The organism is Aerosakkonema sp. BLCC-F183 (assembly GCF_041929145.1).
GTDB lineage: Bacteria > Cyanobacteriota > Cyanobacteriia > Cyanobacteriales > Aerosakkonemataceae > Aerosakkonema.
In genome coordinates this window covers 48,584-70,654 of the sequence record NZ_JBHFNU010000021.1, presented here as the reverse complement: position 1 = coordinate 70,654, position 22,071 = coordinate 48,584, and the positions used below count along the sequence as shown (strand labels likewise).

29 protein-coding genes and 1 pseudogene are annotated in these 22,071 nt (G+C 42.3%); 10 read left to right on the top strand and 20 right to left on the bottom strand.

Translation table 11 applies throughout. From position 1 onward, the window contains the following. Positions 1-27: 27 nt before the first annotated feature. The 4 genes from ACE1CD_RS05485 (at position 28) to ACE1CD_RS05470 (ending at position 2,886) form a co-directional block, all read left to right on the top strand. Positions 28-519, top strand: coding sequence for a DUF427 domain-containing protein (locus ACE1CD_RS05485; protein WP_374822187.1), 492 nt, complete (start codon positions 28-30; stop codon positions 517-519). Positions 520-649: 130 nt separating this feature from the next. Beyond that, entirely contained in the window at positions 650-928 is a 279-nt protein-coding gene (locus ACE1CD_RS05480; RefSeq protein ID WP_374798759.1) for a hypothetical protein, read from the top strand. Between the two features lie 281 nt (positions 929-1,209). After that, positions 1,210-2,037 carry a 4-hydroxy-tetrahydrodipicolinate reductase gene (gene dapB, locus ACE1CD_RS05475; RefSeq protein ID WP_374822184.1) on the top strand — a complete coding sequence of 276 codons (828 nt, stop codon included), beginning with the start codon at positions 1,210-1,212 and terminating at the stop codon, positions 2,035-2,037. 105 nt (positions 2,038-2,142) lie between these two features. Next, complete coding sequence (locus tag ACE1CD_RS05470) at positions 2,143-2,886, top strand: phosphate ABC transporter permease (protein WP_374822181.1); 744 nt, start codon at positions 2,143-2,145, stop codon at positions 2,884-2,886. A gap of 135 nt (positions 2,887-3,021) precedes the next feature. Here the strand turns inward: ACE1CD_RS05470 and ACE1CD_RS05465 are convergent, their stop codons facing one another. The 5 genes from ACE1CD_RS05465 to ACE1CD_RS05445 form a co-directional block, all read right to left on the bottom strand. Beyond that, the gene (locus ACE1CD_RS05465) at positions 3,022-3,645 is read right to left on the bottom strand and encodes a type I restriction endonuclease (RefSeq protein WP_374822178.1); all 624 of its coding nucleotides are present in this window, start codon (positions 3,643-3,645) and stop codon (positions 3,022-3,024) included. A gap of 107 nt (positions 3,646-3,752) precedes the next feature. Continuing rightward, positions 3,753-4,283 (bottom strand): hypothetical protein, encoded by a 531-nt coding sequence (locus tag ACE1CD_RS05460; RefSeq protein WP_374822175.1) that lies wholly within the window; start codon positions 4,281-4,283, stop codon positions 3,753-3,755. Beyond that, the gene (locus tag ACE1CD_RS05455) at positions 4,273-5,064 is read right to left on the bottom strand and encodes a hypothetical protein (RefSeq protein ID WP_374822172.1); all 792 of its coding nucleotides are present in this window, start codon (positions 5,062-5,064) and stop codon (positions 4,273-4,275) included. Before ACE1CD_RS05455 ends, ACE1CD_RS05460 begins: the two co-directional genes overlap by 11 nt. 53 nt (positions 5,065-5,117) lie before the next feature. Beyond that, the gene (locus tag ACE1CD_RS05450; RefSeq protein ID WP_374822169.1) at positions 5,118-5,801 is read right to left on the bottom strand and encodes a hypothetical protein; all 684 of its coding nucleotides are present in this window, start codon (positions 5,799-5,801) and stop codon (positions 5,118-5,120) included. A 71-nt stretch (positions 5,802-5,872) separates the two neighbouring features. Beyond that, complete coding sequence (locus ACE1CD_RS05445) at positions 5,873-6,346, bottom strand: hypothetical protein (protein ID WP_374822166.1); 474 nt, start codon at positions 6,344-6,346, stop codon at positions 5,873-5,875. Between the two features lie 464 nt (positions 6,347-6,810). Here ACE1CD_RS05445 and ACE1CD_RS05440 point away from each other — a divergent pair, with 464 nt between their 5' ends. From ACE1CD_RS05440 to ACE1CD_RS05425, 4 genes are all read left to right on the top strand, one after another. Further along, complete coding sequence (locus ACE1CD_RS05440; protein WP_374822163.1) at positions 6,811-7,758, top strand: DUF1822 family protein; 948 nt, start codon at positions 6,811-6,813, stop codon at positions 7,756-7,758. Positions 7,759-7,786: 28 nt separating this feature from the next. Beyond that, positions 7,787-10,258, top strand: coding sequence for a COP23 domain-containing protein (locus tag ACE1CD_RS05435; protein WP_374822162.1), 2,472 nt, complete (start codon positions 7,787-7,789; stop codon positions 10,256-10,258). A gap of 67 nt (positions 10,259-10,325) precedes the next feature. Next, a complete protein-coding gene (locus ACE1CD_RS05430) occupies positions 10,326-10,529 on the top strand; it encodes a hypothetical protein (protein ID WP_374822160.1) in 204 nt (67 codons plus the stop codon). Continuing rightward, the gene (locus ACE1CD_RS05425; RefSeq protein WP_374822158.1) at positions 10,526-10,795 is read left to right on the top strand and encodes a type II toxin-antitoxin system RelE/ParE family toxin; all 270 of its coding nucleotides are present in this window, start codon (positions 10,526-10,528) and stop codon (positions 10,793-10,795) included. Before ACE1CD_RS05430 ends, ACE1CD_RS05425 begins: the two co-directional genes overlap by 4 nt. Before the next feature lie 28 nt (positions 10,796-10,823). Here the strand turns inward: ACE1CD_RS05425 and ACE1CD_RS05420 are convergent, their stop codons facing one another. Beyond that, positions 10,824-10,961, bottom strand: coding sequence for a hypothetical protein (locus tag ACE1CD_RS05420; protein WP_374822156.1), 138 nt, complete (start codon positions 10,959-10,961; stop codon positions 10,824-10,826). A 101-nt stretch (positions 10,962-11,062) separates the two neighbouring features. Here ACE1CD_RS05420 and ACE1CD_RS05415 point away from each other — a divergent pair, with 101 nt between their 5' ends. Beyond that, complete coding sequence (locus ACE1CD_RS05415) at positions 11,063-11,266, top strand: hypothetical protein (protein WP_374822153.1); 204 nt, start codon at positions 11,063-11,065, stop codon at positions 11,264-11,266. Positions 11,267-11,308: 42 nt separating this feature from the next. Here the strand turns inward: ACE1CD_RS05415 and ACE1CD_RS05410 are convergent, their stop codons facing one another. The 8 genes and pseudogenes from ACE1CD_RS05410 to ACE1CD_RS05375 form a co-directional block, all read right to left on the bottom strand. Then, complete coding sequence (locus ACE1CD_RS05410; RefSeq protein ID WP_374822150.1) at positions 11,309-11,773, bottom strand: type II toxin-antitoxin system VapC family toxin; 465 nt, start codon at positions 11,771-11,773, stop codon at positions 11,309-11,311. Beyond that, positions 11,774-12,037: a hypothetical protein gene (locus ACE1CD_RS05405; protein ID WP_374822147.1), complete on the bottom strand. Its 264-nt coding sequence runs from the start codon at positions 12,035-12,037 to the stop codon at positions 11,774-11,776. Positions 12,038-12,212: 175 nt separating this feature from the next. Continuing rightward, positions 12,213-12,443, bottom strand: a complete 231-nt coding sequence (locus ACE1CD_RS05400; RefSeq protein ID WP_374822144.1) for a hypothetical protein — start codon at positions 12,441-12,443, stop codon at positions 12,213-12,215. 24 nt (positions 12,444-12,467) lie between these two features. Next, positions 12,468-12,782: pseudogene (locus ACE1CD_RS05395) on the bottom strand (Uma2 family endonuclease); the annotation flags it as partial. Between the two features lie 388 nt (positions 12,783-13,170). Continuing rightward, on the bottom strand, positions 13,171-13,800 hold the full coding sequence (locus ACE1CD_RS05390) for a precorrin-8X methylmutase (RefSeq protein ID WP_374798737.1): 630 nt from the start codon (positions 13,798-13,800) through the stop codon (positions 13,171-13,173). 159 nt (positions 13,801-13,959) lie between these two features. Then, entirely contained in the window at positions 13,960-14,769 is an 810-nt protein-coding gene (locus tag ACE1CD_RS05385; RefSeq protein WP_374798735.1) for a TPM domain-containing protein, read from the bottom strand. A gap of 244 nt (positions 14,770-15,013) precedes the next feature. Next, a complete protein-coding gene (locus tag ACE1CD_RS05380; protein ID WP_374822141.1) occupies positions 15,014-15,583 on the bottom strand; it encodes a DUF948 domain-containing protein in 570 nt (189 codons plus the stop codon). A gap of 47 nt (positions 15,584-15,630) precedes the next feature. After that, positions 15,631-16,041 (bottom strand): YtxH domain-containing protein, encoded by a 411-nt coding sequence (locus ACE1CD_RS05375; protein WP_374798731.1) that lies wholly within the window; start codon positions 16,039-16,041, stop codon positions 15,631-15,633. Between the two features lie 185 nt (positions 16,042-16,226). Between ACE1CD_RS05375 and ACE1CD_RS05370 the strand changes: the two genes are divergently transcribed. Further along, on the top strand, positions 16,227-17,441 hold the full coding sequence (locus ACE1CD_RS05370) for an RNA-guided endonuclease InsQ/TnpB family protein (protein ID WP_374798729.1): 1,215 nt from the start codon (positions 16,227-16,229) through the stop codon (positions 17,439-17,441). A gap of 266 nt (positions 17,442-17,707) precedes the next feature. Here ACE1CD_RS05370 and ACE1CD_RS05365 read toward each other — a convergent pair whose 3' ends face one another. The 6 genes from ACE1CD_RS05365 to ACE1CD_RS05340 all read right to left on the bottom strand — a co-directional run bounded on the left by ACE1CD_RS05365 (position 17,708) and on the right by ACE1CD_RS05340 (position 21,928). Continuing rightward, positions 17,708-18,070 (bottom strand): hypothetical protein, encoded by a 363-nt coding sequence (locus tag ACE1CD_RS05365; RefSeq protein WP_374798727.1) that lies wholly within the window; start codon positions 18,068-18,070, stop codon positions 17,708-17,710. A 38-nt stretch (positions 18,071-18,108) separates the two neighbouring features. Further along, a complete protein-coding gene (locus ACE1CD_RS05360) occupies positions 18,109-18,594 on the bottom strand; it encodes a DUF2721 domain-containing protein (RefSeq protein ID WP_374798725.1) in 486 nt (161 codons plus the stop codon). 4 nt (positions 18,595-18,598) lie between these two features. Continuing rightward, positions 18,599-19,417 carry a uroporphyrinogen-III C-methyltransferase gene (gene cobA / locus ACE1CD_RS05355; protein WP_374798723.1) on the bottom strand — a complete coding sequence of 273 codons (819 nt, stop codon included), beginning with the start codon at positions 19,415-19,417 and terminating at the stop codon, positions 18,599-18,601. Further along, complete coding sequence (locus ACE1CD_RS05350; protein ID WP_374822138.1) at positions 19,414-20,220, bottom strand: sirohydrochlorin chelatase; 807 nt, start codon at positions 20,218-20,220, stop codon at positions 19,414-19,416. Before ACE1CD_RS05350 ends, cobA begins: the two co-directional genes overlap by 4 nt. Before the next feature lie 226 nt (positions 20,221-20,446). Further along, the gene (locus ACE1CD_RS05345) at positions 20,447-21,133 is read right to left on the bottom strand and encodes a manganese catalase family protein (protein WP_374798719.1); all 687 of its coding nucleotides are present in this window, start codon (positions 21,131-21,133) and stop codon (positions 20,447-20,449) included. Between the two features lie 237 nt (positions 21,134-21,370). Further along, a complete protein-coding gene (locus tag ACE1CD_RS05340; RefSeq protein WP_374798717.1) occupies positions 21,371-21,928 on the bottom strand; it encodes a Dps family protein in 558 nt (185 codons plus the stop codon). Positions 21,929-22,071 lie beyond the last annotated feature (143 nt).

Below are 22,071 nucleotides of genomic sequence, written 5' to 3'. Positions count from 1 at the left end.
TTTAAAGATCTAAAATCCAAAATCGATATGATTCAGCGCATCGAACCTGGGCCAGGTAAAGAATCTGTTTGGGACTACCCCCGTCCGCCTCGTTTAGAAGACACTCCCAAACACATCCTGGTTGTGTTTAACGGTATCGTAATTGCAGATACCTATCGAGCTAAGCGGGTGTTAGAAACGAGTCATCCACCCAATTACTACATCCCAACAGATGATATAAAAATGGAATATCTAGTGCGCGAAAACCGCGTTACCTTTTGCGAATGGAAAGGTCAAGCGCATTTCTACAGTGTAATTGTCGGTAACAAGCAAGCGCGAAATGCTGCTTGGTTTTATACGGCTCCCACTCCCGCCTTTGTCTCGATTAAAGATTATGTAGCTTTTTATGCCAATTTGATGGAAGGTTGTTATGTTAATGGTGAGAGGGTGCAGCCGCAGCCAGGTGATTTCTACGGCGGCTGGATCACCAGCGATATTGTAGGGCCGTTCAAAGGTGGGCCGGGAACTTGGGGCTGGTAGAGAAAGCTAAAGGAAATTTTTGGCAACCGAGACGCGATTGCGTATCTGCGTATTAGCAGATACTAATCCGGACTGAGAGCGTCTATAACTGAAGAATGTTTAATTGCTAGATAACATAATGGAGGGAGCCATGAACGATCGCTCCAATTTTTTCTACCCGCGCAGTCGCTACTACGGTCAAGTCAAACCAGAAAACTTGGTTTTTAACGCCAATTTGCAAGAATTTGCCCAGCGCGTTAATTTCGTTTGCTCGTTAGAAACTGGTGGAAAGCTCCCTCCAGATGAAGCTTACAAACAAATTAAGAAGCTCTGGAAACAGCTAAAACGGAGTAAAAAGCAGCTTGGCATTGGCGAAAGTCCGTTTAACCCGGAAGATGGAAACTCAGGGGAGAATCCGACCGGCGATTGAGGAGAGATGGAACCCCACCCCCATCCCCTCCCCGTCCACGGGGAGGGGAGTAAGACCTGATGTCTTCTGCCCGATGGTAAATTACTCTCTTTCCGCTCAAAGAATATGTATGGTATTGAGGGGGAGACCTGGAGTGGGGCAGAACAGAAACACAGGTAACTTGCGATCGATCCTCTTACGGCGGGAAGAAAGTAAATCTAAAATCTAAAATTTAAAATCGTTTGCCCGATTGCCAATTTAACCTAAAATCTAAAATCTCAAATCTAAAATCGGTATTTTTCATGGCCAATCAATCTCCTATTCCAGTTGTGGTTAACGGTGCTGGTGGCAAAATGGGCCGCGAGGTTATCAAAGCGATTGCTGGCGCACCTGACATGACTCTACTGGGTGCGATCGATCTCAATCCCGAATTATTAAACAAAGATGCTGGGGAGGTGGCTGGATGTGGCCCGTTGGAAGTTCCCATCACGAATCAATTTGAACCGATGTTGGCGATGGCTGCCCAGGAAAAAGTGCTGGGTGTTATGGTAGATTTCACCCATCCCAAAACGGTATATGATTCTGTGCGGTCTGCGATCGCCTACGGTGTGCGTCCCGTTGTCGGCACTACCGGCTTGAGTCCGCAGCAAATTCAAGATTTGGCGGAGTTTGCGGAAAAAGCAAGTACAGGTTGCCTAATTATTCCCAATTTTTCGATCGGCATGGTTTTGCTTCAGCAAGCAGCTATTCAGGCATCGAAATACTTCGACCACGTAGAAATTATCGAACTTCACCACAATCAAAAAGCCGACGCCCCCAGCGGTACGGCTATTCAAACCGCGCAAATGCTAGCAGAAATAGGAAAAAGTTTCAACCCCCCCTCTGTGGCAGAAGAGGAAAAGTTAGCGGGTGCGAGAGGTAGCGTCGCCAATGAAGGCATTCGCATTCACAGTGTCCGCTTACCGGGTCTGATTGCCCACCAAGAGGTGATGTTTGGCGCTCCCGGTCAAATCTACACCCTGCGCCACGATACGAGCGATCGAGCTTGCTATATGCCAGGAGTTCTGCTATCGATCCGCAAAGTAACGCAGCTGAAATCGTTAGTATATGGTTTAGAGAAGATTTTGTAGGAGAATGGGGCATGGGGCATGGGTCATTCTCATAAAGAAAACGCGATCGCCCATTTCCCATCTCCCATTCAATCCAAAATCTAAAATCTAAAATCCAAAATCCATATGCTAGTTCCATTAACCCGCGCAAAATTTGAACAACTCATCCCTATCATTGCTACAGCCGCACAGTACAAATATTGCTGGGGTAAAATTCCCAACTTCTTATTCCGAGTGTTAATTTCTTTGGTAAGTGTAGCTATACTATTTTTGATCGAACAGTCTTTACAAGATTTTGCATGGCTATTCGTTTTAATCGGAACAGTCACTGGTTTCTACTGGTTGTGGGGGCCAATTTTTTGGGCGAGTTTGCGTAATTTAGAATGTCGCCGCTATCGATACAGTGGCTTTTGGCGCGGTCAAGTGCTAGATGTTTATATCAGCGAAGAATTGGTGGGTAAAGCGCAGGAAAATGTGAACAAACGTGGCGAGTTAGTGATTGTAGAAAACCGCGAACGCCGACTTAATTTAGAAGTAGGAGATGAGAATGGGTTTTTGACTCAATTGCAAGTTCCCCTAAAGCGTTCTCATCAAGCGATCGTGCGAGGAGAATGGGCGGAAATGTTGGTAATGTCCGAACGACCGGATATGAGTCGCATTGCCAAAGTTTCCGATATTTATCTTCCCGAACTTAATTTATGGGTGAGTGACTATCCTTACTTACGACGAGATTTGTTTGCCGATATTAGCCGCCAATTAGGAAATGCCTCGGAAGGGGACAGGCGGAAAAAGAAAAAGCGTTACGAACGAGATCCGGGATATGGTGCGAATCGATCGCGCAGACCTCCTCGAAGAGATGATGATTGGTAACGGTCGGAAACCGGGTTTCTAAGCGAAAAATCTAGGTTTTGAGGTTAAAATAGTTGACAGAAACCCGGTTTCTTCAGCCTCTTGTAGTTCTATAGCCAATCGATCGAGCCTGACGCACCCTAGAAAATATTTTAGTTATTCGCCAAGTAATTGAGCGAGGCGTTTTAACACGCTCACAACAGTATACAAATCATCCCCCCGTTGAAGTGCAAAGGGATAAGATTCAGCATATTTGGGCTTACCTTGTTTCGTCAGTTTCAGAAATTTAAACTCCGGGCCATTACTCACAAAACCAAAGGCAGGTTTTTCAGAATTGGGATTACCCAACATATAAGCCAAAGCTTGCGGTATACCAGCTTCCACCGAATATTTTACGCTTTTGGCTTCAATAGCGAGTACCCAAAAAGAAGGCTTAAAAACTAAGAGGTCAAGGCGTCCATTTACAATAGTACCATCATCCTCCGATGAAATTTTCACCGACTTTTCGGCAGTAATATAAAATGGCGGACGATAAAAACCCGCCAATCTCAACAATGGCCCTAACACCACCATTTTGACGATCGGTTCTAGAATGGTATAACGAGACAAATGCAGATAGTCCGCTTTTACTTCATCTAGGGTTTGCTTTTCCAAATCCGTGAGTTCCGGTAAATCATCTTGCCATTCTGGAAAAAATCGATCGTCGTTAGTGCGTTCTAGAGCGAAGTTTTCAATTAATTGGTCAAGAGTAATATCTTGAGATTGGATTGTTTCAACCATGATTTATCTCACTTTTTAGTTGTACATCAGACCTTATAAATAATCAGGGCGAGAGGGTGTGTTACAGCTAAGATAACGCACCCTAATAAACTCAGATTAAGCATCAATCAGTTACGTCCATCGTTCAATCCTTTGCGATCGTATATATTATAGTCTCCTTCTAACCACTGCTTATTAGCAATCGCTACCTTTTGTTCATACATCGAAATATCCTTTTGTAGTTGCTCAATTTCAGTGTGATACTTCCAACCAAGTGTCTTCAATTGTTCTGCCCACCAAGCTTCGCGCTTGGGCATTTCGTCCTCTATCCATTCGTTTTTTCGTCGATCGAATTCAGCGCGATCGCGTTGAATTTGGGCTGGAAACTTCCTTTTTTCACTAAGCAGGTTCTCCAAATATGGGTTTTTAGGAAACTGATTTGGTAAATTTTCAAGGTCAGATTTTTTGCTAGCTACTAGCTTTTTGATAGCTTCATCTCGCTCTTGCTCTTTTTGCTTTTTCCGCTGTTTAGCTTCTTTCAAGTTATACTCCAACATAGCTATTTGCGGAGTAGCAGCTTGCATACTTGGATTTCCTGTGTAACCATCGCTCAGGTGCTTAACGCGAGCAGCTTTCCTATTTTTATCTTCAAGATTCATCTTCACTTTCCTCTCGACGAAATTTTGAATTTTCTATTTCAATTGCTCCCAGTTGAGCTAGCATATCTTCATATTGCTCCACTGCTTCAGCTGCATCTTTTGATTGGTCAATTAGAGCGCTTTGGAGTACAGAAGCTAACAACACTAACAAGGGTGGCATAGCTGCCCCGACAATCTTTGCTAGAAAATCTTCGCCTGTTGTGAGAGTTTGAGATAATACGAATGAAGCTAAAAACTCCATTAACAAACCTATTACCAATAGCAGTAAATAAATTATCTTAAGAGAGGTAAAGTGATTTCCTTCAACTTGCTGAACCCATAGCTTCTGAGCGTCATAATAGGCATCTACAAACTCATTAGATCGCCGATCTTGTGATTGCAATCTGTTAATCATACCGTAGATATCATTCAAGTTTTGTTTACGACGTAGCAGGCTAAACTGCTCAGTTGCGAGGTGATCTAAACCAAAATTAAGCGCAATTCCTCCGATATAACTAGCAATTGGTGCCCAAGGGCCAAGCTTGGCGGCTTGTAGTGCAAAGGCGTTACCTAACAAGCTGCCAATAGCAACGCTAACAGCCAATTTTATATTGAGTTCATTGGTGCGGGAAAAATTCCAATTAGCGAGATGTTTTTGCTTTTTATGCCGTCTTTTAGAGATATCGAGTATCCCTAAGTCTCTTACTAAAGTTGTAGCTTCGGTACGAGTTCCATCATCGAAATTCATCAAATTCTCTTGCGATATATTCAGAAATTCATTTGCATATTCTGGCCATTCCATACAATTGCTTCTCCAAAATAAGTTAATGGAAATACTCAGTAAAGCGGGTTGATTCAGAGCTTTCGAGCTAACTGAAAACTCCAATCAACGCAGTAGTTAATCTCTGCAAAAGAACACACTTCTGCTTTTTCATCTTTAAGATGATTTTTCAGTTGCTCTTTCAAAATTCCTGTGGGGCCAATAATGGCTACTACTCCACGATTTTTATTGATTTCCTGAATTAAAGTTTTAATCTCATCGAAATCCAGCTTTGGTTGATTGGGGCCATTTTCTGCTTCTTGGACAAAGACTACGCCAGCGAATCCTCTGGAATCTTGATCCCGTTTGCTTCGTTCTTGCAAATTTTTTAGTTCTGTCAATGCTAATGTGACAGATGTACCAGGGTCTTTCCCAATACCGTATTTTTTTAAATCTGGGTTTCGGCACTGTGCTGCTAGTTCTAGTTTGTTCCAGACAAAGTTATGATTGAATGTTATCTCGGCTCGATCGGCAAAAGCAATGGCAGCCGATCCGTCACCAGTCTTTAAGTGGCTGTACACCGCTTTGCACGTCTGTTGACGTTCAGATGCAAAAGGAGTTGCTGATAGTGAGTAGTCACTGGCGACAGCGCTATACACTGATGGTGTGCTTAGTTCCATTATGGGAGGAATTAACAAAGCCGAAACAGCAATAGATCCAATTCCACAAGCCCATAATTTGCGAGAATTATGAGTCGTCTGAGTGTTTTTTCTGTCCATAAGTCCTAGAAAATATTTTTTATTCGCTCGATCGTTCCCAGGTTAAACCTGGGAACGAAAGTGCAGATTAATTAACCATTCCAAAAGTGGTATACTTCCAAAGTGGCGCTAGTTTCGCCATTAGGATTGCTAACCTGGTAGTACCAACCCGCAGGAATCAATACAGATGCCTCATTTGGATAAATGGTGGCTCTGAAAAAGTCTTGATAGTCTTGCGACGATCCTCGATGCCATTTTTCTACGGCGATTATTCCCTGGCGAGAAACTAGAAAAATGTCGTGAGCGCAGGAACGCGGAGGCGAGATCGTAGCAGGTGCGATCGCCAGCTTTTCTTTGGTGAGAGTTCCAGAAGAACCAGCAGGAGGCGCAGGTTCTTGGAGTAAAGCTTGGATTATACTTTCTACGCTTTCGATCCGACTCGTCAGTTCTGCGTTTTCTTTGGCAAGCGCTTCTATTGCATAAAGCGAACTCGCTTGCTGCTGCGGCTCTTTGCCGTTATTCCCATTGGGGGAATTTGAAACGGTAGCTTCTGATGGTAAAATCATTGGCTGAATGAATAAATTTAGCTCTTGCTTGGGGCTAACCCAAGTGAGGGCTTTTTATGCCTCATTACTAAATTAGCACAATTTTTTACAGTTAATTGGCTTTTTACGAAACTTAAAGGTAAATTTTGGTAAATTAATTCACTAAACAAGCCCACATATTAGCTTCTCTCAAAGTCGCCGCAAGCTGGGTATCGGTCATATCCATACACAGGACAAGGAAGATAGAGAATACTGTTCCAGCCATCTAGCTATTTGTGACCATACCCCCTAGCTTGAGCCAAGGGCTGAATTAGAGGTCAATTTAAGTATAAAATTAAATCACATAAGTATAATATAGTACCTTACACTATGCCGATGTACTCCTGTCCAGAGAAAAAGTACCTAAATTAGCAGTAATGACCGGGTTTTGAGATAACATAGATGTAATCCCAAATAGTAGTTTCGGTAAGGTCATGGCAGTAAATATGCTAATTCCACAAGAGTCTCTGAGAATTATAGCTAGCAAACGAGGTCTTTCTAATAAAGAAATAGAAGTATTATCTCTGGCGATGGATGGCAAACCAATTGCAGAGATCGCAGATATGCTAACAATTACTCCCGAAGCTGTGCGTAAAAGACTTGCTAACATTTATGAAACCTTTAATATTACTGGCAGTGGTACGGGAAAGCTTCCCAAGTTGCAGCAAATTATTCTATCTGAGTCTGCAAAATACCAGCCTGCCAAAGAATCTCAGGTATCTAAAAGTAAAGTGTGGGAACTTAAGTTGAATGCTAACCTTGGTGACATTGACAACCAGAAATTACAGACAATTCTTAAAACCCTACAAGAACTGGGAGAAGGCTCGATAATTTTAAAGAAAATAGAGAGCGGTAGTGTGGTGTTAGTTTTGGAAAGTTCCCCAGAACTGTTTCAGCGAATTATGAATCTGTACCAATCTGGACAACTTACCGCTCTAGAAGGAATTGCTATTCTGGATGTAGGAGTATTACGAGTGAATTTGACTAACTGGTTACAGGATAACTTTATTGAGGCAATCCAAGCTGGGTGGCAGACATTTGAAGATATTTTTGGCCGCGATATGATTCCTAATCCCAGGTTTATGCCTGTAATTCGTGCTAAACATATTAGCTTGGGTTCACATTCCACATTCTTTTTAGTTATTAGTGTGGTAAAACCAGAAAATCAAATAATTATTGGAGTTAGATTGTACCCAGAAATAGATCGTACTTACTTACCCATGAATTTAACATTGAGTTTGTTAGATGAAGACCAAACAATAATCTCCTCAACGCAAATAGAGACAACAGATACATCCTCTATAACATCAGAATTAATTTGCAATTTGGGAGATCGATTTAGCGTCAAAGCGGAGCTTGATAATGTAAATTTCATGCAATATTTTGATGTTTAAATAAATCGATATTTATGGGAGAATAGCGATGGGTAAATTAGTTATTTTGAAGCTGGTGGATGGTGACATAAAAAAGGGCTTTTCCGTTAGTTTGGAAATTCGGTCAGATGGGGATATTGTTCCCTTGATAGAATCTACAGGTAAATTACCACCATGCGAACAAATTTTGAAACTATATAAACATTGGCAGTCAGCTTATCAGAATAAAATTGACTGGCCAATTCGTCGTCCACAACTTCGCTTTATGCAAGCGATTAGCGGCGATCCCAATATCAAACTCAAAAATTGCATCAAGGAGTTGAGCGATGGTATGAATAAGTGGCTCAACTCCTCAGATTTCCGTCCTGTAAAGGAAAATTTACTACATAATTTAAATCAATCGGAGGAAATAAAGGTAATTATTCAAGCCGCAGATATTCAGATGCGGAAACTACCTTGGCATATCTGGGATTTATTTGAAAAATACTCCCAAATTGAAGTGGCTTTGAGTACTAATAATAATAAGCAACCCATAACAACCATAGCTAAAAGAGAAAAACCTAGAATATTAGTTATTTTAGGAAAAAGTACAGACATTGATATTAACTCGGACGGTAAACTGTTAGGAGATTCTTTAAAAAAAGCGGAAATAGAAGTTCTTCAAGAGCCTAAAATGGAAAAACTTCAAGAAAATCTCTTGGATGATGAAAGAGGATGGGACATTCTATTTTTTGCTGGGCACAGTCAGAGCCAAAATAATAGTCAAAATGGTCAGCTACATATCAATGAAAACCTAAATTTAACAAGTCAAACATTAAAGATGTTGCTGGAAAAACCTATGCAACGAGGTCTGAAGCTAGCAATTTTCAATTCCTGCGATGGTTTGGGATTAGTTCCCGATCTAGAAAAATTGCATATTCCCCAACTAATAATTATGAGGGAACCAGTGCCAGATGTGGTTGCACAAGCGTTTTTGAAGCACTTCCTGAAGGAATTTTCCAGCGGTAAGTCTTTGTATGCCTCGGTGCAAGAAGCACGAAAAAGGTTGATCCTTTTAGAGGATAAGTATCCCTGTGCTAGTTGGTTGCCTGTGATTTGCCATAATCCAACCACTAAGTCTGTAACTTGGCAAGAGTTACAACATGGTAGCAATGCTAATTCACCAGAAGCAAAATCACCCTTAAATAAGAAGTTTATCCAAAACAAAGGCTTGCTTTTGAGTAGTGTGGTAACTCTTCTTGCGCTTGCAGGATGGGGAATCTATTCTTATTTGATGCCTAGCTCCAGTTTATCTATATCTAAATCTAATACTGATTCATCCAAAAAGGCAGAGAATATTACTAATACTTCATCACAAGTTAGTTTTACTTGTGAAATAGTGACTGGTGTACCAACAACAGTTGTGAAAACTAACCAAGGTAAAAGGCAATTTATTCGGTGGGTTTCTACTGATTTCTCCTCTAGCGGCTACACTCCTCAAAAACGTTGTGAAGAAGTTACTGAAAAAATGAATAAATATTTTACACAAGGACTTTTATACATAACTAATGGAATTATGTCTAAACAACCTGTTATTTGTGTTACAGATGAGAAGGGAAATGGTTGCATTGATGTGCTTTATACCCTCAAGCCAGGACAGGATGCCAAAGCAACCTTGGAAGATTTGTTTCAACTCAATAATAACAACTTTGCAAGTCCTGCTCGGAGGGAAAGTTCTTGTCCTATTTATGTTAATATTGCTGACACGATAGCAAGTAACCGTGTTATTGCTGAGGATATTTGCAGGGAAGAAACTAGACAAAATACGGATAACGCACAAACTAAAATCAAAGAAATAGCTCAACAAACGACAGTGCTTATTAGCGGCAAAGGGTTTGGTAACGGAGTTATTATTAGTAGAAATGGGAACACATACTATGTTCTTACAGCTAATCATGTAGTTGGTATTCCACCTGGCCCAATTGAAGATCCATACCAAATTAAAACCTATGACGGGAAAACCTATCAAATTGACTATAAGAAAGTGCGAAAAGATTCGACATTGGATTTAGCAATAGTAGAGTTTAATAGTCAGCAAAATTACCCAGTTGCTAAACTTAGCACCAAAACTGCTCAAGATATGCCTGTCTATATTTCTGGATGGATTGATTGTTTGCCATCCCAAAGATATGTGTTTAATGCTGGAAAAATATCCAAATTATCCAAAGGTGATGATGAAGGTTATTCGGTGGAATATACCAATCCAACAGTCATCGGAATGAGTGGTAGTCCTGTGTTTGATGATCGCAGTCGAGTTATAGCTATTCATGGTAAGCCAGGACGAGAAAAAAGCTTGTATAACTTTAAAAAATGTCCCTCACTTACTCAAGATTTGGGAAACAACTGGGGAATTTCTATTGACACATTTCTAAGGTCGTCTCTAGCATCGGATATCCAGTTACAAGTTGATGATAATCAGTCAAATTATCCGATTTTTTTAGCCCCAGAAGCACCAGTTCTTTTTAAGAAACCTGGAACGTAAATGATTAGCTTCCAAAGCTGAGTAAAAGTGCGATCGCTATAATATAATTATCACGCCCAAAACTCCAATGAAAGCTGAAGATTATCCATTTGTTAAAGAACTGATAATTGACATTGAGGGTACTATCCAAAAAGTCGTTATCAATTTTAGCGATTATCAGCGCCTCCTAGAAGCGATGGAGGATGAAGGACTCGTACTTGCAATGATGGAAGTAAAAGATGAAACCCCCCTTAATTTAGATGAAGCGCTAGCAGAACTTGAAAAAGAGTGAATACACAGTATCTACCTAGTTTTATTAAAGACCTCAAGGCGCTTAAAAGTACGCCCGTTTTTGAATCTATTAAAACACTGGTTTTTGACGAAATACCAGACATACCTAATTTTGAAGATATCCCCAATTTGAAAAAGCTAAAGGGATATGAAAATGCTTATCGAATTCGTTTAGGTGACTATCGCATCGGTGTTGTATTTGATGGCGAAACAGTTACTTATTACAGGGTTCTACATCGAAAGGAATTTTACCGCTACTTTCCTTGAGTGCGATCGCTATCCATCCAAAACCATATCAAATCCCCTGACCAAAACCAACAATCTCCTCAACAGTAATCTCTAAATCTGGAAAAAACCGCGACTCAATCCTCTGTTTCCCGGTAAAACTCTGAAACTCATATTCTCTTTCCACCAAAATACTACGCGAAGTCACCAACTGTCCGATCGCGATCGCAGGTTCTTCAATTTTCGTTAATTCCTGGCTAAAAATAGCCGCGCTACATTTATAATATAACTATCACGCCCAAAACTCAAATGAAAGCTGAAGATTATCCATTTGTTAAAGAACTGATAATTGACATTAAGGGTACTATCCAAAAAGTCGTTATCAATTTTAGCGATTATCAGCGCCTCCTAGAAGTGATGGAGGATGAAGGACTCGTACTTGCGATGATGGAAGTAAAAGATGAAACTCCCCTTAATTTAGATGAAGCGCTAGCAGAACTTGAAAAAGAGTGAATACACAGTATCTACCTATTTTTATTTGGTAATTAGTTCCAGCTATGGGTAACTATTAGGATTTTCAATCATCAATCCCTCACGAATAACTGCTGCATTCAACTCATTGTCTGCGGAGACAAAGATAATTGGAGGTAATCCATTAGCAATGCAAAGAGAGTTGACTACACGACCAGCAGCTAGTTGGATAGCATCATAACCTCTTAATCCATAAGTTTCTGACAATACCATTCCCGAATTAATTATGGTTTCTGTAATTTCAATAATTTGATAGTCTTTCTGGAAATCTATTTTAAACTGATTGCGTATTAATGTTGCATCTGTAATGCTAATACTTCCACTGCGCGATCGGCGGGTAATTGCAGCAATAATTTCCACACCAGTTATTGCTCCAATATATACCTCATTGTTCAAAGTTGGATCGAATAGCCCTAAAACCCAAGCTGAGCCAATTTCGCTAATATAACGCTTGACCAATGCGCTACTATCTATGAAGTAAATTGCCATTTAACGCCGTTCCTCAATGATAGTTTCAGAAACAGACTTTCCCTCCACCTGAATTAAATTTCTCTCGCCGATCGGTTGATATGCAGGATGCTTAATCTGCTTAACTAATCCAGAATTAATCAGAGCTTGGTGAAAGGCAGATTTATTAAGAGCTTCTTCTCGTTTGGTAAGATATTTTTGAATTATTTGATTAAGCTCTTTAATTTCTTCTATTTCCAGTGTGTCAAGCTGTTTAATTATTTGATTCAAAGTTGTTACTGCCATAATTTTAGGGCTAAATAATTGGGAATTCTTAGTTTATGGTCTTTGATAACGCAATTATAACATAAAGCTGCTTTTATTTGATTTTTAGCCAGTTGGGTGTATCGGTAATCCAAATATCTAAAGGAATTTTACCGCTACTTTCCTTGAGTGCGATCGCTACCCATCCAAAACCATATCAAATCCCCTGACCAAAACCAACAATCTCCTCAACTGTAATCTCTAAATCTGGAAAAAACCGCGACTCAATCCTCTGTTTCCCTGTAAAACTCTGAAACTCATATTCTCTTTCCAGCAAAATACTACGCGAAGTCACCAACTGTCCGATCGCGATCGCAGGTTGTTCAATTTTCGGATTCTTGCGGTTAGGATAGCGATCGATAGTAAACAACGGGTCAACTATCCACAACTCCCTTACCCCAAAAGCAGCATACTACAGCGGTTTATGCCGATAGTCTTCTTCCCAATTCGTGCTGACAATTTCAATTACAACGCTGGGTGCTTCTTTCAATACCGCTTCTGCTTGAGTTTGGCGATTCCAAGCATCACGATCGATCGCAATCAAATCCGGTTTACGAGTATCTTTTGGCCCTAATTGCAATACCGGTTTTGGATGCACTAGCAGTCCGAGTTGGCGGCGTCGGCTTTCCATTCGCAATTCTACCATCAGTTCGGAACGCAGATTTTCGTGTTCCCCTGAAGGTTCAGCCATTACAGATATCCTTCCGTCGATAAGTTCGTATTCCTGTCCTTCCGGTAGGTCTAGTTAAGAAACTCTTCTACAGTATAGGTTTGGAATTGTAGTGCAACAGGCATACTCAATTCCCGGCAGTGAAGTATATTATTTTATCCTATAATTTTAGCAGAAACTCGATCGCTTTGCAATTATTCCTCTGCTCTTATTTGCTTTACTAGCTTAGCATAGGTCTTTCTGGTTTATGGTGAAAAATGTTTGTTGTGTTAGAGATGTGTCCGATGATGGGTTACGGCACGGCAACTTAAATTATGGCTTGAAAGTTCTGAATTTATCGCCCGTGCCTAACCCATCCTACGATTAAATAAGTTTCTACAATCGCCACAAAAACTCTTTAAACTTCTTCCCCTAACCCCTAGCCCCTACCCCCTAACCCCTGTTTCTAAACTCCCACAGACCCTTCTTGTCCGTAAGCTTGCCAAGCCAAATCCACCAATCCATTTACAATCGCGGATGCTACCACCGCACTACCCTTCCGTCCTTCTGTGCGGATGTGGGGAATTAAGGAATCTTGCAATCTTTCTTTGGCAACATCGACATCGACAAAACCAGCAGGTGTCCCAATAACTAAAGCGGGACGAATTTCCTCTGCTTCAATTAGTTCTACCAAAGAATTTAAAGCTGTTTGCGCGTAACCTACTATAAAGATGCCTTCTGGATAACGTCTGGCTAAAGTTTCTATCCCCCAAGCAACGCGGGTTTTTTCTCTTTGGGGTCGCGTCAGTGCGTCCATACTACAATATACCGGGTTGGCAAAGGTATTTTGGATACTCGGTGTGATGCCGACTTGCACCATCGGCACATCTACGACAATAGTGCTGCGAGCCGCCAAAGCTGCTGCCCCTGCTTGCAAGGCTCGTTCGGAAAAACGAATTAAAGATTTGTACTCAAAGTCTGCTGTAGCATAAATCACCCGACGTACTATTTCGTATTCTGCTGGGGAAAATACGTGCTCCCCTATTTCGCGATCGATAATTGCCAGACTCTGAGCATCTGTAAGGTGCCATTCCATGATTTCTGCTACATAAAACGGAAGCAATGCTTGATTTTCTCTGTCTGGCTCATATTCTACCGCGCTTTTATGGCATCTGTTTCTAGTTCCGCCGCATTGTTGCACTCATCGTCTTGGGACAGAAACCCGGTTTTGGTGAAAAACCGGGTTTCTTAATGCTTAGCGGCTAGAACTTTCAGAAGGAGAAGTTAGCATTGGCGATAGGTAGGCAACCAGCGCACCAATCATAAAGCCTGCCACATTTCGGAACAAGGGCAACCACTCAGAAGTACGGGTGACGACTGGGCCAATACCGAAGGCAATAAACAATATCCCCCACAATGGCGAGAAAATTAAAGCCCATTGCCAAGCCATAACTTGTCCTGGTTTGCGGGGTTGGGCGGCGAATCCAAACACCACACCGCCAACAATCGAGGTAACTAGGGTAAGAATCCACTGCTCGCGGGGCAGTCCCGGTACTACGTTGCAACCGCCCTTGAGCAAACAGGTTTTAATCGAGTTAAGGGATTGAATAATGGATTGGTCTTCACCTTCTTCGCGGACAAAGTACAGGTTGCCGTAACGAGTTTGCAGTTCAATCCAGAAAGTACGAGGTAAAAGATTGTAAATCTCGTCCCCGACGCTGAAGTTCAGGATATTGCCGCCTCGCGAATCAGCAACGAGTAAGACGCTTTTGTCATCCAATCCCCAATAATTTTTGACGGCACGACCGGGAGTTTGGTCATATTGGGTCAAAACTCGCAGCTTCCAGCCAGTTTGTGCCTCAAAACTCTGTATATCTTGTGCAAGAGCTTGTTCCTGAACGTCGGTAAGAGACTTCGCTAAGTCAATAATTGGCGTTTGAATTTGGGGCAGTAACTCTGGATTGTCGAATGCCTGTGCTGCGGGTGCTTGGGCCCAAACACTTGCGGCCAGGAAGAAGGCTGCTATGGATACCAAAAGTCGTTTTACAAAATTATGCTTCTGCATTGGCTTTTTTACCAGAATCTCAAGTCGCGGACACTAAAATATTGCTTTCTTAATCAAAGGATAATAGAAAAATTATATTTCTTTACACTTGTTTACAAAAAATTTTCTAAAAAATTGCGATCGCAACCAGTCAGCTATGAATTGTAAGGATATCTGCGTAAAAAAAGTTTTTTTGCGCTATAATATCAAGGCTAAAATTTTCGGAATTGTAACAACTACAACAAACCAGTAGCAGTGCTTGAAATTATTCAGCTTCATCGCCAGACCAATATACTTCCGAATCTGAGTGAGAAGCCTCGGCGTTTCGCCGCTCGGCAATTTCTCGGTTAGACTCAGAAGCGCGATGAGAAGGTGCGATCGCTCGATCGCGAACATCCAAAGCAGTTCCTTGAGAAGGCGGGAGAGGGGTAGCCGCAGATCGCCGTCCTACAGAGGGAGAGGGGCTAGTTTGGCTGCGAGTAAAGGTTTTCCAAGCGGCTTTAACACCACTAAACACGCTGCGAGTAGTAGTTTGCACTTTTTTTGCCTGCGTCTTGGCGGACACAACGCTTTGCTCGACTTGTTTAGCCGCAACACCAGCGCTTTTAACTCCCTCGCTGACATCATCTGTCAAATCGCTGATTTCCATACCGGTCAAGCGAATCGCTTCCAAAGTAGGAGGCAATTCGCGAGATAGGGTATCAGCTAATTTTTCCACACTGCGAGCAGCACGGGCGATCTCCTGCAATGCGGGTATAGCTGCCATCAAAACAGCCGCAAGACTGACAGCAACCAGCAGTATGGAAAATCCTAACCAAAATAAAGGGTCAATCACAGGATTTGTGCCAAAAGCGAGGGTTATTTTTGCAGTTACCTGAGAGTTTATGTCGATGTGATGTCTTGGGAAGCCACTGTAGTCCCCGAACCATAGGAATTCGAGTATAGCTCCTCCGGGTCGGGGGATGAGTTTTTTTCCGAAGGCGCTGCGGCTTCTGTCCGTTCAAAGGCTTTGCTTTCTTGAGCCCCAGCCTCTATTCCAGCAGATATCGCTTCTTTAAGTCGCGTCAGGGTGTCATCCCAGTTTCTCAGTGCAGATTCGGACAGACGATCGGCTTGCAGCTGTACAGTAGTTGAGAGGTCTTCTGCCAAGTCCGGTAAAGCTTCGGCAGATTTTTTCAGCAGATGTCGCGTTTCTCTGCCCGTGCGCGGTGCTATCAGCAAGCCCGTGATGGTGCCGATCGCCGCTCCGATCAGCATACCGCCAATAAAAGCTCCAGAACGCTTATCAGACATTTTCGGGTCTCTATAGTTATAGTTACAGATTTTATCGCAATGGAGCAAGAAGACTCATGTCATAAGGCAGTTTGGCGGGAGATGAATTGCGACCAGCTTGCATTAATTGAGCGCAGCGAATCAATATAGTTTGACAATGCTATTCCTCCCAGCTACACTGCTAATAACCCTAAATTGACAGAGAGATGTTGACAGCGTTAAAGGTGAGATTGTATCCGAATAAAGAACAGCAAATAGCCTTAGCCAAAAACTTTGGCTGTTGTCGTTTTGTTTGGAACTATTACCTAAACAAGATCAACACTCAATATCAAGAGACGGGAAAAGAGATGAGTTATTGCGACATGGCGAAAGACTTAACGCAACTGAAAAAACATGAGAATTTCTTATGGTTAAAAGCAGCGTCTTCTTCCGCATTGCAGCAATCACTCAAAAACCTAGAAGCAGCATTCAAAAAATTTTTTGAACATCGGGCTGGATTCCCAAAGTTCAAAATCAAAAGTAGACACAGAAAGCAATCTCTGAGATACCCAGCAGGTTGCTCAATCAAAAAGAATGGTATCCAACTTCCCAAACTGGGAATTGTTAAAGCAGTAATATCGAAAAAGCTCTTTGGCGAAATAAAATCCGTAACCGTCTCGAAAGACAGTACAGATAAATATTTCGCCGCTATTTTGTGGGAAGTTGAAGATAATCCAACAGTTAGAGAAGGTAATATTTCGGGAGTTGATTTAGGTCTGAACTCCTTGGTGACAGTGTTTGATGGAGAGATAACTTATAAAGTCGATCCAATCAAACCCACTAGGAAATATGCCAAACGCCTAAGACGGAGACAACAATCATTATCCCGGAAAAAGCCCTGCTCCAATAATCGGAAAAAACAAGTTAAGAGGGTAGCCAAGGTTCATCAAAAAATAGCAAACACTAGACTTGATTTCCTGCATAAACTCTCTCGGAAATTAGTTAACGAAAACCAAGTTGTTGTAGTAGAAGACCTTTGTGTAAAAGGGCTAGCGCGTACCAAGTTGGCTAAATCAGTTTTAGATGCTGGATTTGGGATGCTGCTAAACTTCTTAGGCTACAAGTTGAAAAGAGAAGGCGGAATTATTATAGAGGTTGATAGATTCTTCCCTAGTACGAAACTTTGTAATTGTTGCAAGTTTAAGAATGATTCCCTTACTTTGAAAGATCGGGAATGGATTTGCCCAAAATGTCAAACCCATCACGATAGGGATGGGAATGCGACGAAGAATTTGCGGGAAGAAGGGATTAGAATTCTATCAAAAAATACCGATGGGCAATCGGGATTTCAAGCTTGTGGAGAAGATGTAAGACTCGTTAGTAATTCTACTAAAAAGCGTTCTTCTATGAAACAAGAATCTCCCGTTATAGCGTCAGCTTAACGGGAGAGTGTCAAAGACAAATATTACACTTGCCCGCTCCAAGCGTTTTTTTAGGCGTTAAGGGGCTAGGGGAAGAAAGGTCTAGAATCAAGGGTTTCTAGAATTAAGAACGTCCTAATTGCCTTGATGGTTGCTATACCTGTATTCCTTCGGGAAGCCGCTACCCGTCTGTGAGAAATGCTTTCCCGATCATCCTAGCACTACTATTCACGTCCGTATTAATCAGTCTGCCGTCGCCAGCGCGAAATAAATCTCGGTTAATTCGCTTAACTTTGTCCTCGCTCGATCGGCAATTTCGCTACTTTTTTGAGAAATTTAGACTGCTTTGCCAGCTGACTTCGAGGCTTTTGCCAGACTTTCCCTACTAGCGCTAAGATGCCTATAATTTGTTGCACCCTTTGGATCTGAAATTCCAGCACCTGATACCGCTCTCGCAGCACCGATACGCCCTTCTGTCCTTTAGAAATTGCATTGGGTGCATTGTGCAGCACGTTATGAGTGCCCCGTTCTGCTGCAAGTATGGCATTTGCTGCGCGTGCCAGTATTCGTCGCAGTTTCCACACTCGCCAAGCAATATAGAAGTTGATTAGGGCAATGAGAGTATTTATAACTACGACGACTGGGATCATTTCTTAGCTTCTTACAAACAACTCATCTAGTTTCGTTCTTAATGTTCATCTTTCACTTCTATAATGATAACTCGATAAGAAATAAAAATATCCAATACCATACAAGTAACGCCGCCTAGAACGAGAAACATACCACCTGTAAATAAATACAGTGGCAACCCCTGAATTAAATTTGTAGAAAAAAAGAAATTTATCCCGATGGATAAGGAAGTTAAAACGAAGCAAATTACCGCTAAAACCTGACACATAATGGCATTGCGAACAAACCATGCCGCTCGCAATAATATATTTACTTGTGTGATGATGTGCAACAATCTAATATTGTCCGACTCATCAAGTTGACCTTGTTTGGTCATAAGTTTATTCAGGTTTCGCTTTTCATCATTCAATAACCTGATGCGAGTTAAAAGTGCTATATACCTGGCACTTAATCCCAAAAAAAATAAGGCACTAGAGGAAATCATTACCGCAGGTGCCAAAATCGCTTGAATTGCTTGAGTGGAAGTTATGGCATTGCCATCCATAAATTCATAGATGTGACGGGCGACAACTGGAAAGAATACTGTGTAAGTTTACTACAGATCCAATAACGGCGATCGCAGGTGCGCCAAATTGATTTTTTTCAACTAACTCGACAATTGTACCCAGCTTACCGTAGAGTTCTTGCTGTTCCGGACGAGTACCCCAGCGCACTAACCCGACAGGTGTTTCCGCACTTAAGCCAGCTATTTGCAATTGTTCCGCAATATAAGGTAGATTGTGAACGCCCATGTAGATTACAATTGTTTCCGAACCGTGAGCGATCGCACTCCAATTTACAGCGGGTCGATACTTCCCAGCCGCTTCGTGTCCGGTCACAAAAGTAACCGAAGAACTGTAAGAACGGTGAGTTAAAGGAATACCAGCATAAGCAGGTGCGGCAATTCCCGAAGTTATTCCCGGTACCACTTCCACCGATACACCCGCTTTTACCAAGTCTTCCATTTCTTCGCCGCCGCGACCGAATACAAAGGGATCGCCACCTTTCAAACGCACAACTATTGCTTCAGTTTGCGCCTTTTCTATTAATAAGTCGGTTGTTTCTTCCTGTAATAAGGAGTGACGACCCATCCGTTTTCCCGCATCAATTTTCTCAGCTTGCGGGTTAATCATTGCTACAATTTGCGGACTGACAAGGGCATCGTATATCACCACATCGGCACATTCCAACAAAGCTTTTCCCTTCAGCGTCATTAAGCCCGGATCTCCCGGCCCCGCACCTACTAAATATACCTTACCCAAATACTTTTTCCTCTCTATTTTTCTCTCTTGTGGAACAGGCGTCTCGCCTGTGTATCTGTAATTCATTCTCTTGTTAATTCCAATATCAAATTTACCAACTCAGCACTCGCGCCTATAGGTTCGGCTAATTGGAAATTTACATCAGGGAACTGTTGTTTAATTTCCTTCATCGATTGAGCGATCGCATCCGTAATTCCACCAGCAAATAGAAAACACAACAAAATCCCAATGCTTTGATAACCTGCCATCACTAAATTTTTCACCTGTAACTCTAGGGTCGGAGGTACAGACCAATAGGCAGGTATCGCTCCTAACTGGGTAGCTAGTGTTTCCATCGCCTGATTTCCACCTTGACGGCGACTACCGTGCGATAGCAAAATCCACGCATCTGCCTGAAGATAGGTTTTCTGCTTTGCCAACAACTGACTGAAACCGGGGTGGGAACCAATGTAAGGTCGGGTCTCAACAGTCAATTTCGATCCAAAAGTTTTTTGTGCGGTTGCTACTTCGGCGGGAATATCTTCCATAACGTGAACCCCCGGCAACAAAAACAAGGGGATAATTTGGAGGAGTTCGCATCCAGAGGCGATCGCACTCTTGCCAAACTGCTCGATTTGTTCGTGTAACGACATCGGCGCAAGTTCCAAGCAAGCTGTACCGATCGAAGGTTTCAAGGCACTAGCGACTGTAACCCACGATGCTGCTAACTTACCGGGATAAAAGCGCTGGGATTCCGGAACGCCCAATCGCTCAAACCGATGAATTTGCACCTGACGGGCGATCGACTCAGCCAACTTCTCGACCTCAATTTGAGGCCGTGGGTCACGGCTACCGTGGGATACCAGTAGATAGGCAGATTGCAATTGCAAGCGAGTATCTAAAAGCGAAGACTTGTATGTTTCAGTTAAAATCTTAGCGTTTATTTAGAACAAATTTTGTATCCGATGTTTCTGTATTGGCAATTTCTTGAAAAATATCAAGAGACAGGGAGTAAAATCTTCCCCGTCCCTTCCTTTTTCCTTCCCTCTTAGGAAAGACTCAAAAGACTTTTGACTTTTGACTTTTGACTTCCGGCTAGCAGCACTAGCCCCTAGTTTAAACCTTCTGCTTCAACGGATCGGCAACATACCTGAAATGCGGTTCGCTATTCCAAGGGCCGCGCTCATCCTTACCATTTTGAGACAAATTGAAGTAAAGATCGACGGTACTATCTGGGGGGATATTGCCAAACATAGGATCTGTTAACTTACCCAGCGATTCCAGCGCCTTCATGAACATTTTGGTATGGGAAATTTCGCGGGTTAACAAATGCACTAACGCATTTTTGCTGCCTCCATCGGGTGCCATTTTAATCAACTGTTCATAGGTTTGACGCGCACCGGCTTCTGCACCGATGTTAGCGCGAAGGTCGCGTACAACGTCGCCTCCTTCGTTGATATAAGCGGCAGTCCAAGCTACACCTTGACTATCTAAGAAATGTGGCCCCATACCGCGCACGGCAAACAAGGTACTTTTGAAAGCTTCGGTTTGGTCAACATTTTTAGTGTGCTGCTCGATCATTTTACCCACCATTTCCAAGTGGCTAAATTCTTCGATCGCAATATCTTGCAGCATATCTCTAATGCCAGCATTTTCGCAGTGAAAAGATTGTACCCAGTATTGTAAAGCAGCTGTCAGTTCGCCCGTTGCCCCACCAAATTGTTCTAGAAGAAGCTGGGCGAAACGAGGATTTGGCTCGACAATATTTACAGGTTGAATCGTTTCTTTTTTGTGAAAGAACATGAAAAATTTCCCTCTTCGATCGTATTTAAAGACGGTGCAACCAGTCTGATCGCAGACTGGGAATTATCTTTTGCCCTAGTCAACAGCTTATAGCGGGGAGAAAGTACCAACCTGCATCTGGAGACAGAATCGATATAGTTAATATCTCTATCCTGAGTAAGTCGATAAAAAAAGTGCCAGCAGGCACTATAATAATTGAAAGTTACAATTGGGTAATTAGGATCGACAAAGATTTAGTTAGTTGCCGTTCAGAGACTTGACAAAGCCCAGAGTGAGACTATCGTGGGCGAGGAAGTGAGCCAGATGAAATGCTCTGTCTTCGGTTTCGTAGAGAATTTTTTCGTATAGATAGCGAGTGGCGCGATCGCCCAAACTCTCTGCTTGTGACGCTTGGCTGCGAATATGCTTGATAATCGCTTGTTCTGCTTCCAGATCGTGTTGCACCATCTGTCTGCAAGTAAAAACACCATCCGGTTCCGGGGTGAAGCAGCACAATTCGGCGAGTTTGGTAAAGCTGACTACAGGAATGCCACCCAAACCGTTCAGGCGTTCGCCAATTTCATGGGCGTGTCCCTCTACCTCTCCGTAGCTTTTTTCAAAGAATTCGTGCAGCTGATAGAATTCGGAACCTTCAACGACTAAATGATGTTTCTGGTATTGCAGATACAGCGCCTGGAAACTAGCAAACGCGATGTTAAACCCCTCGCAGATAGGTGTAGTAACAGATTGCTCTAGCAAAACTGGATTGTCGTACACTCGATCGGCAGACCGTAGCAAACCTACAGCTTGAGTCATGGTTTTCCTCTCTTCCCCTTGGGATACTCGGTTGCAGCTACTGTAAATTTATCACTCTTCCTTCCCTTATGAGTCAAGAGCTTTTTTAGCTTGATAACATTAATTCTCAATAATTAAGAACTGCTTAATTATTGGGATGCTGT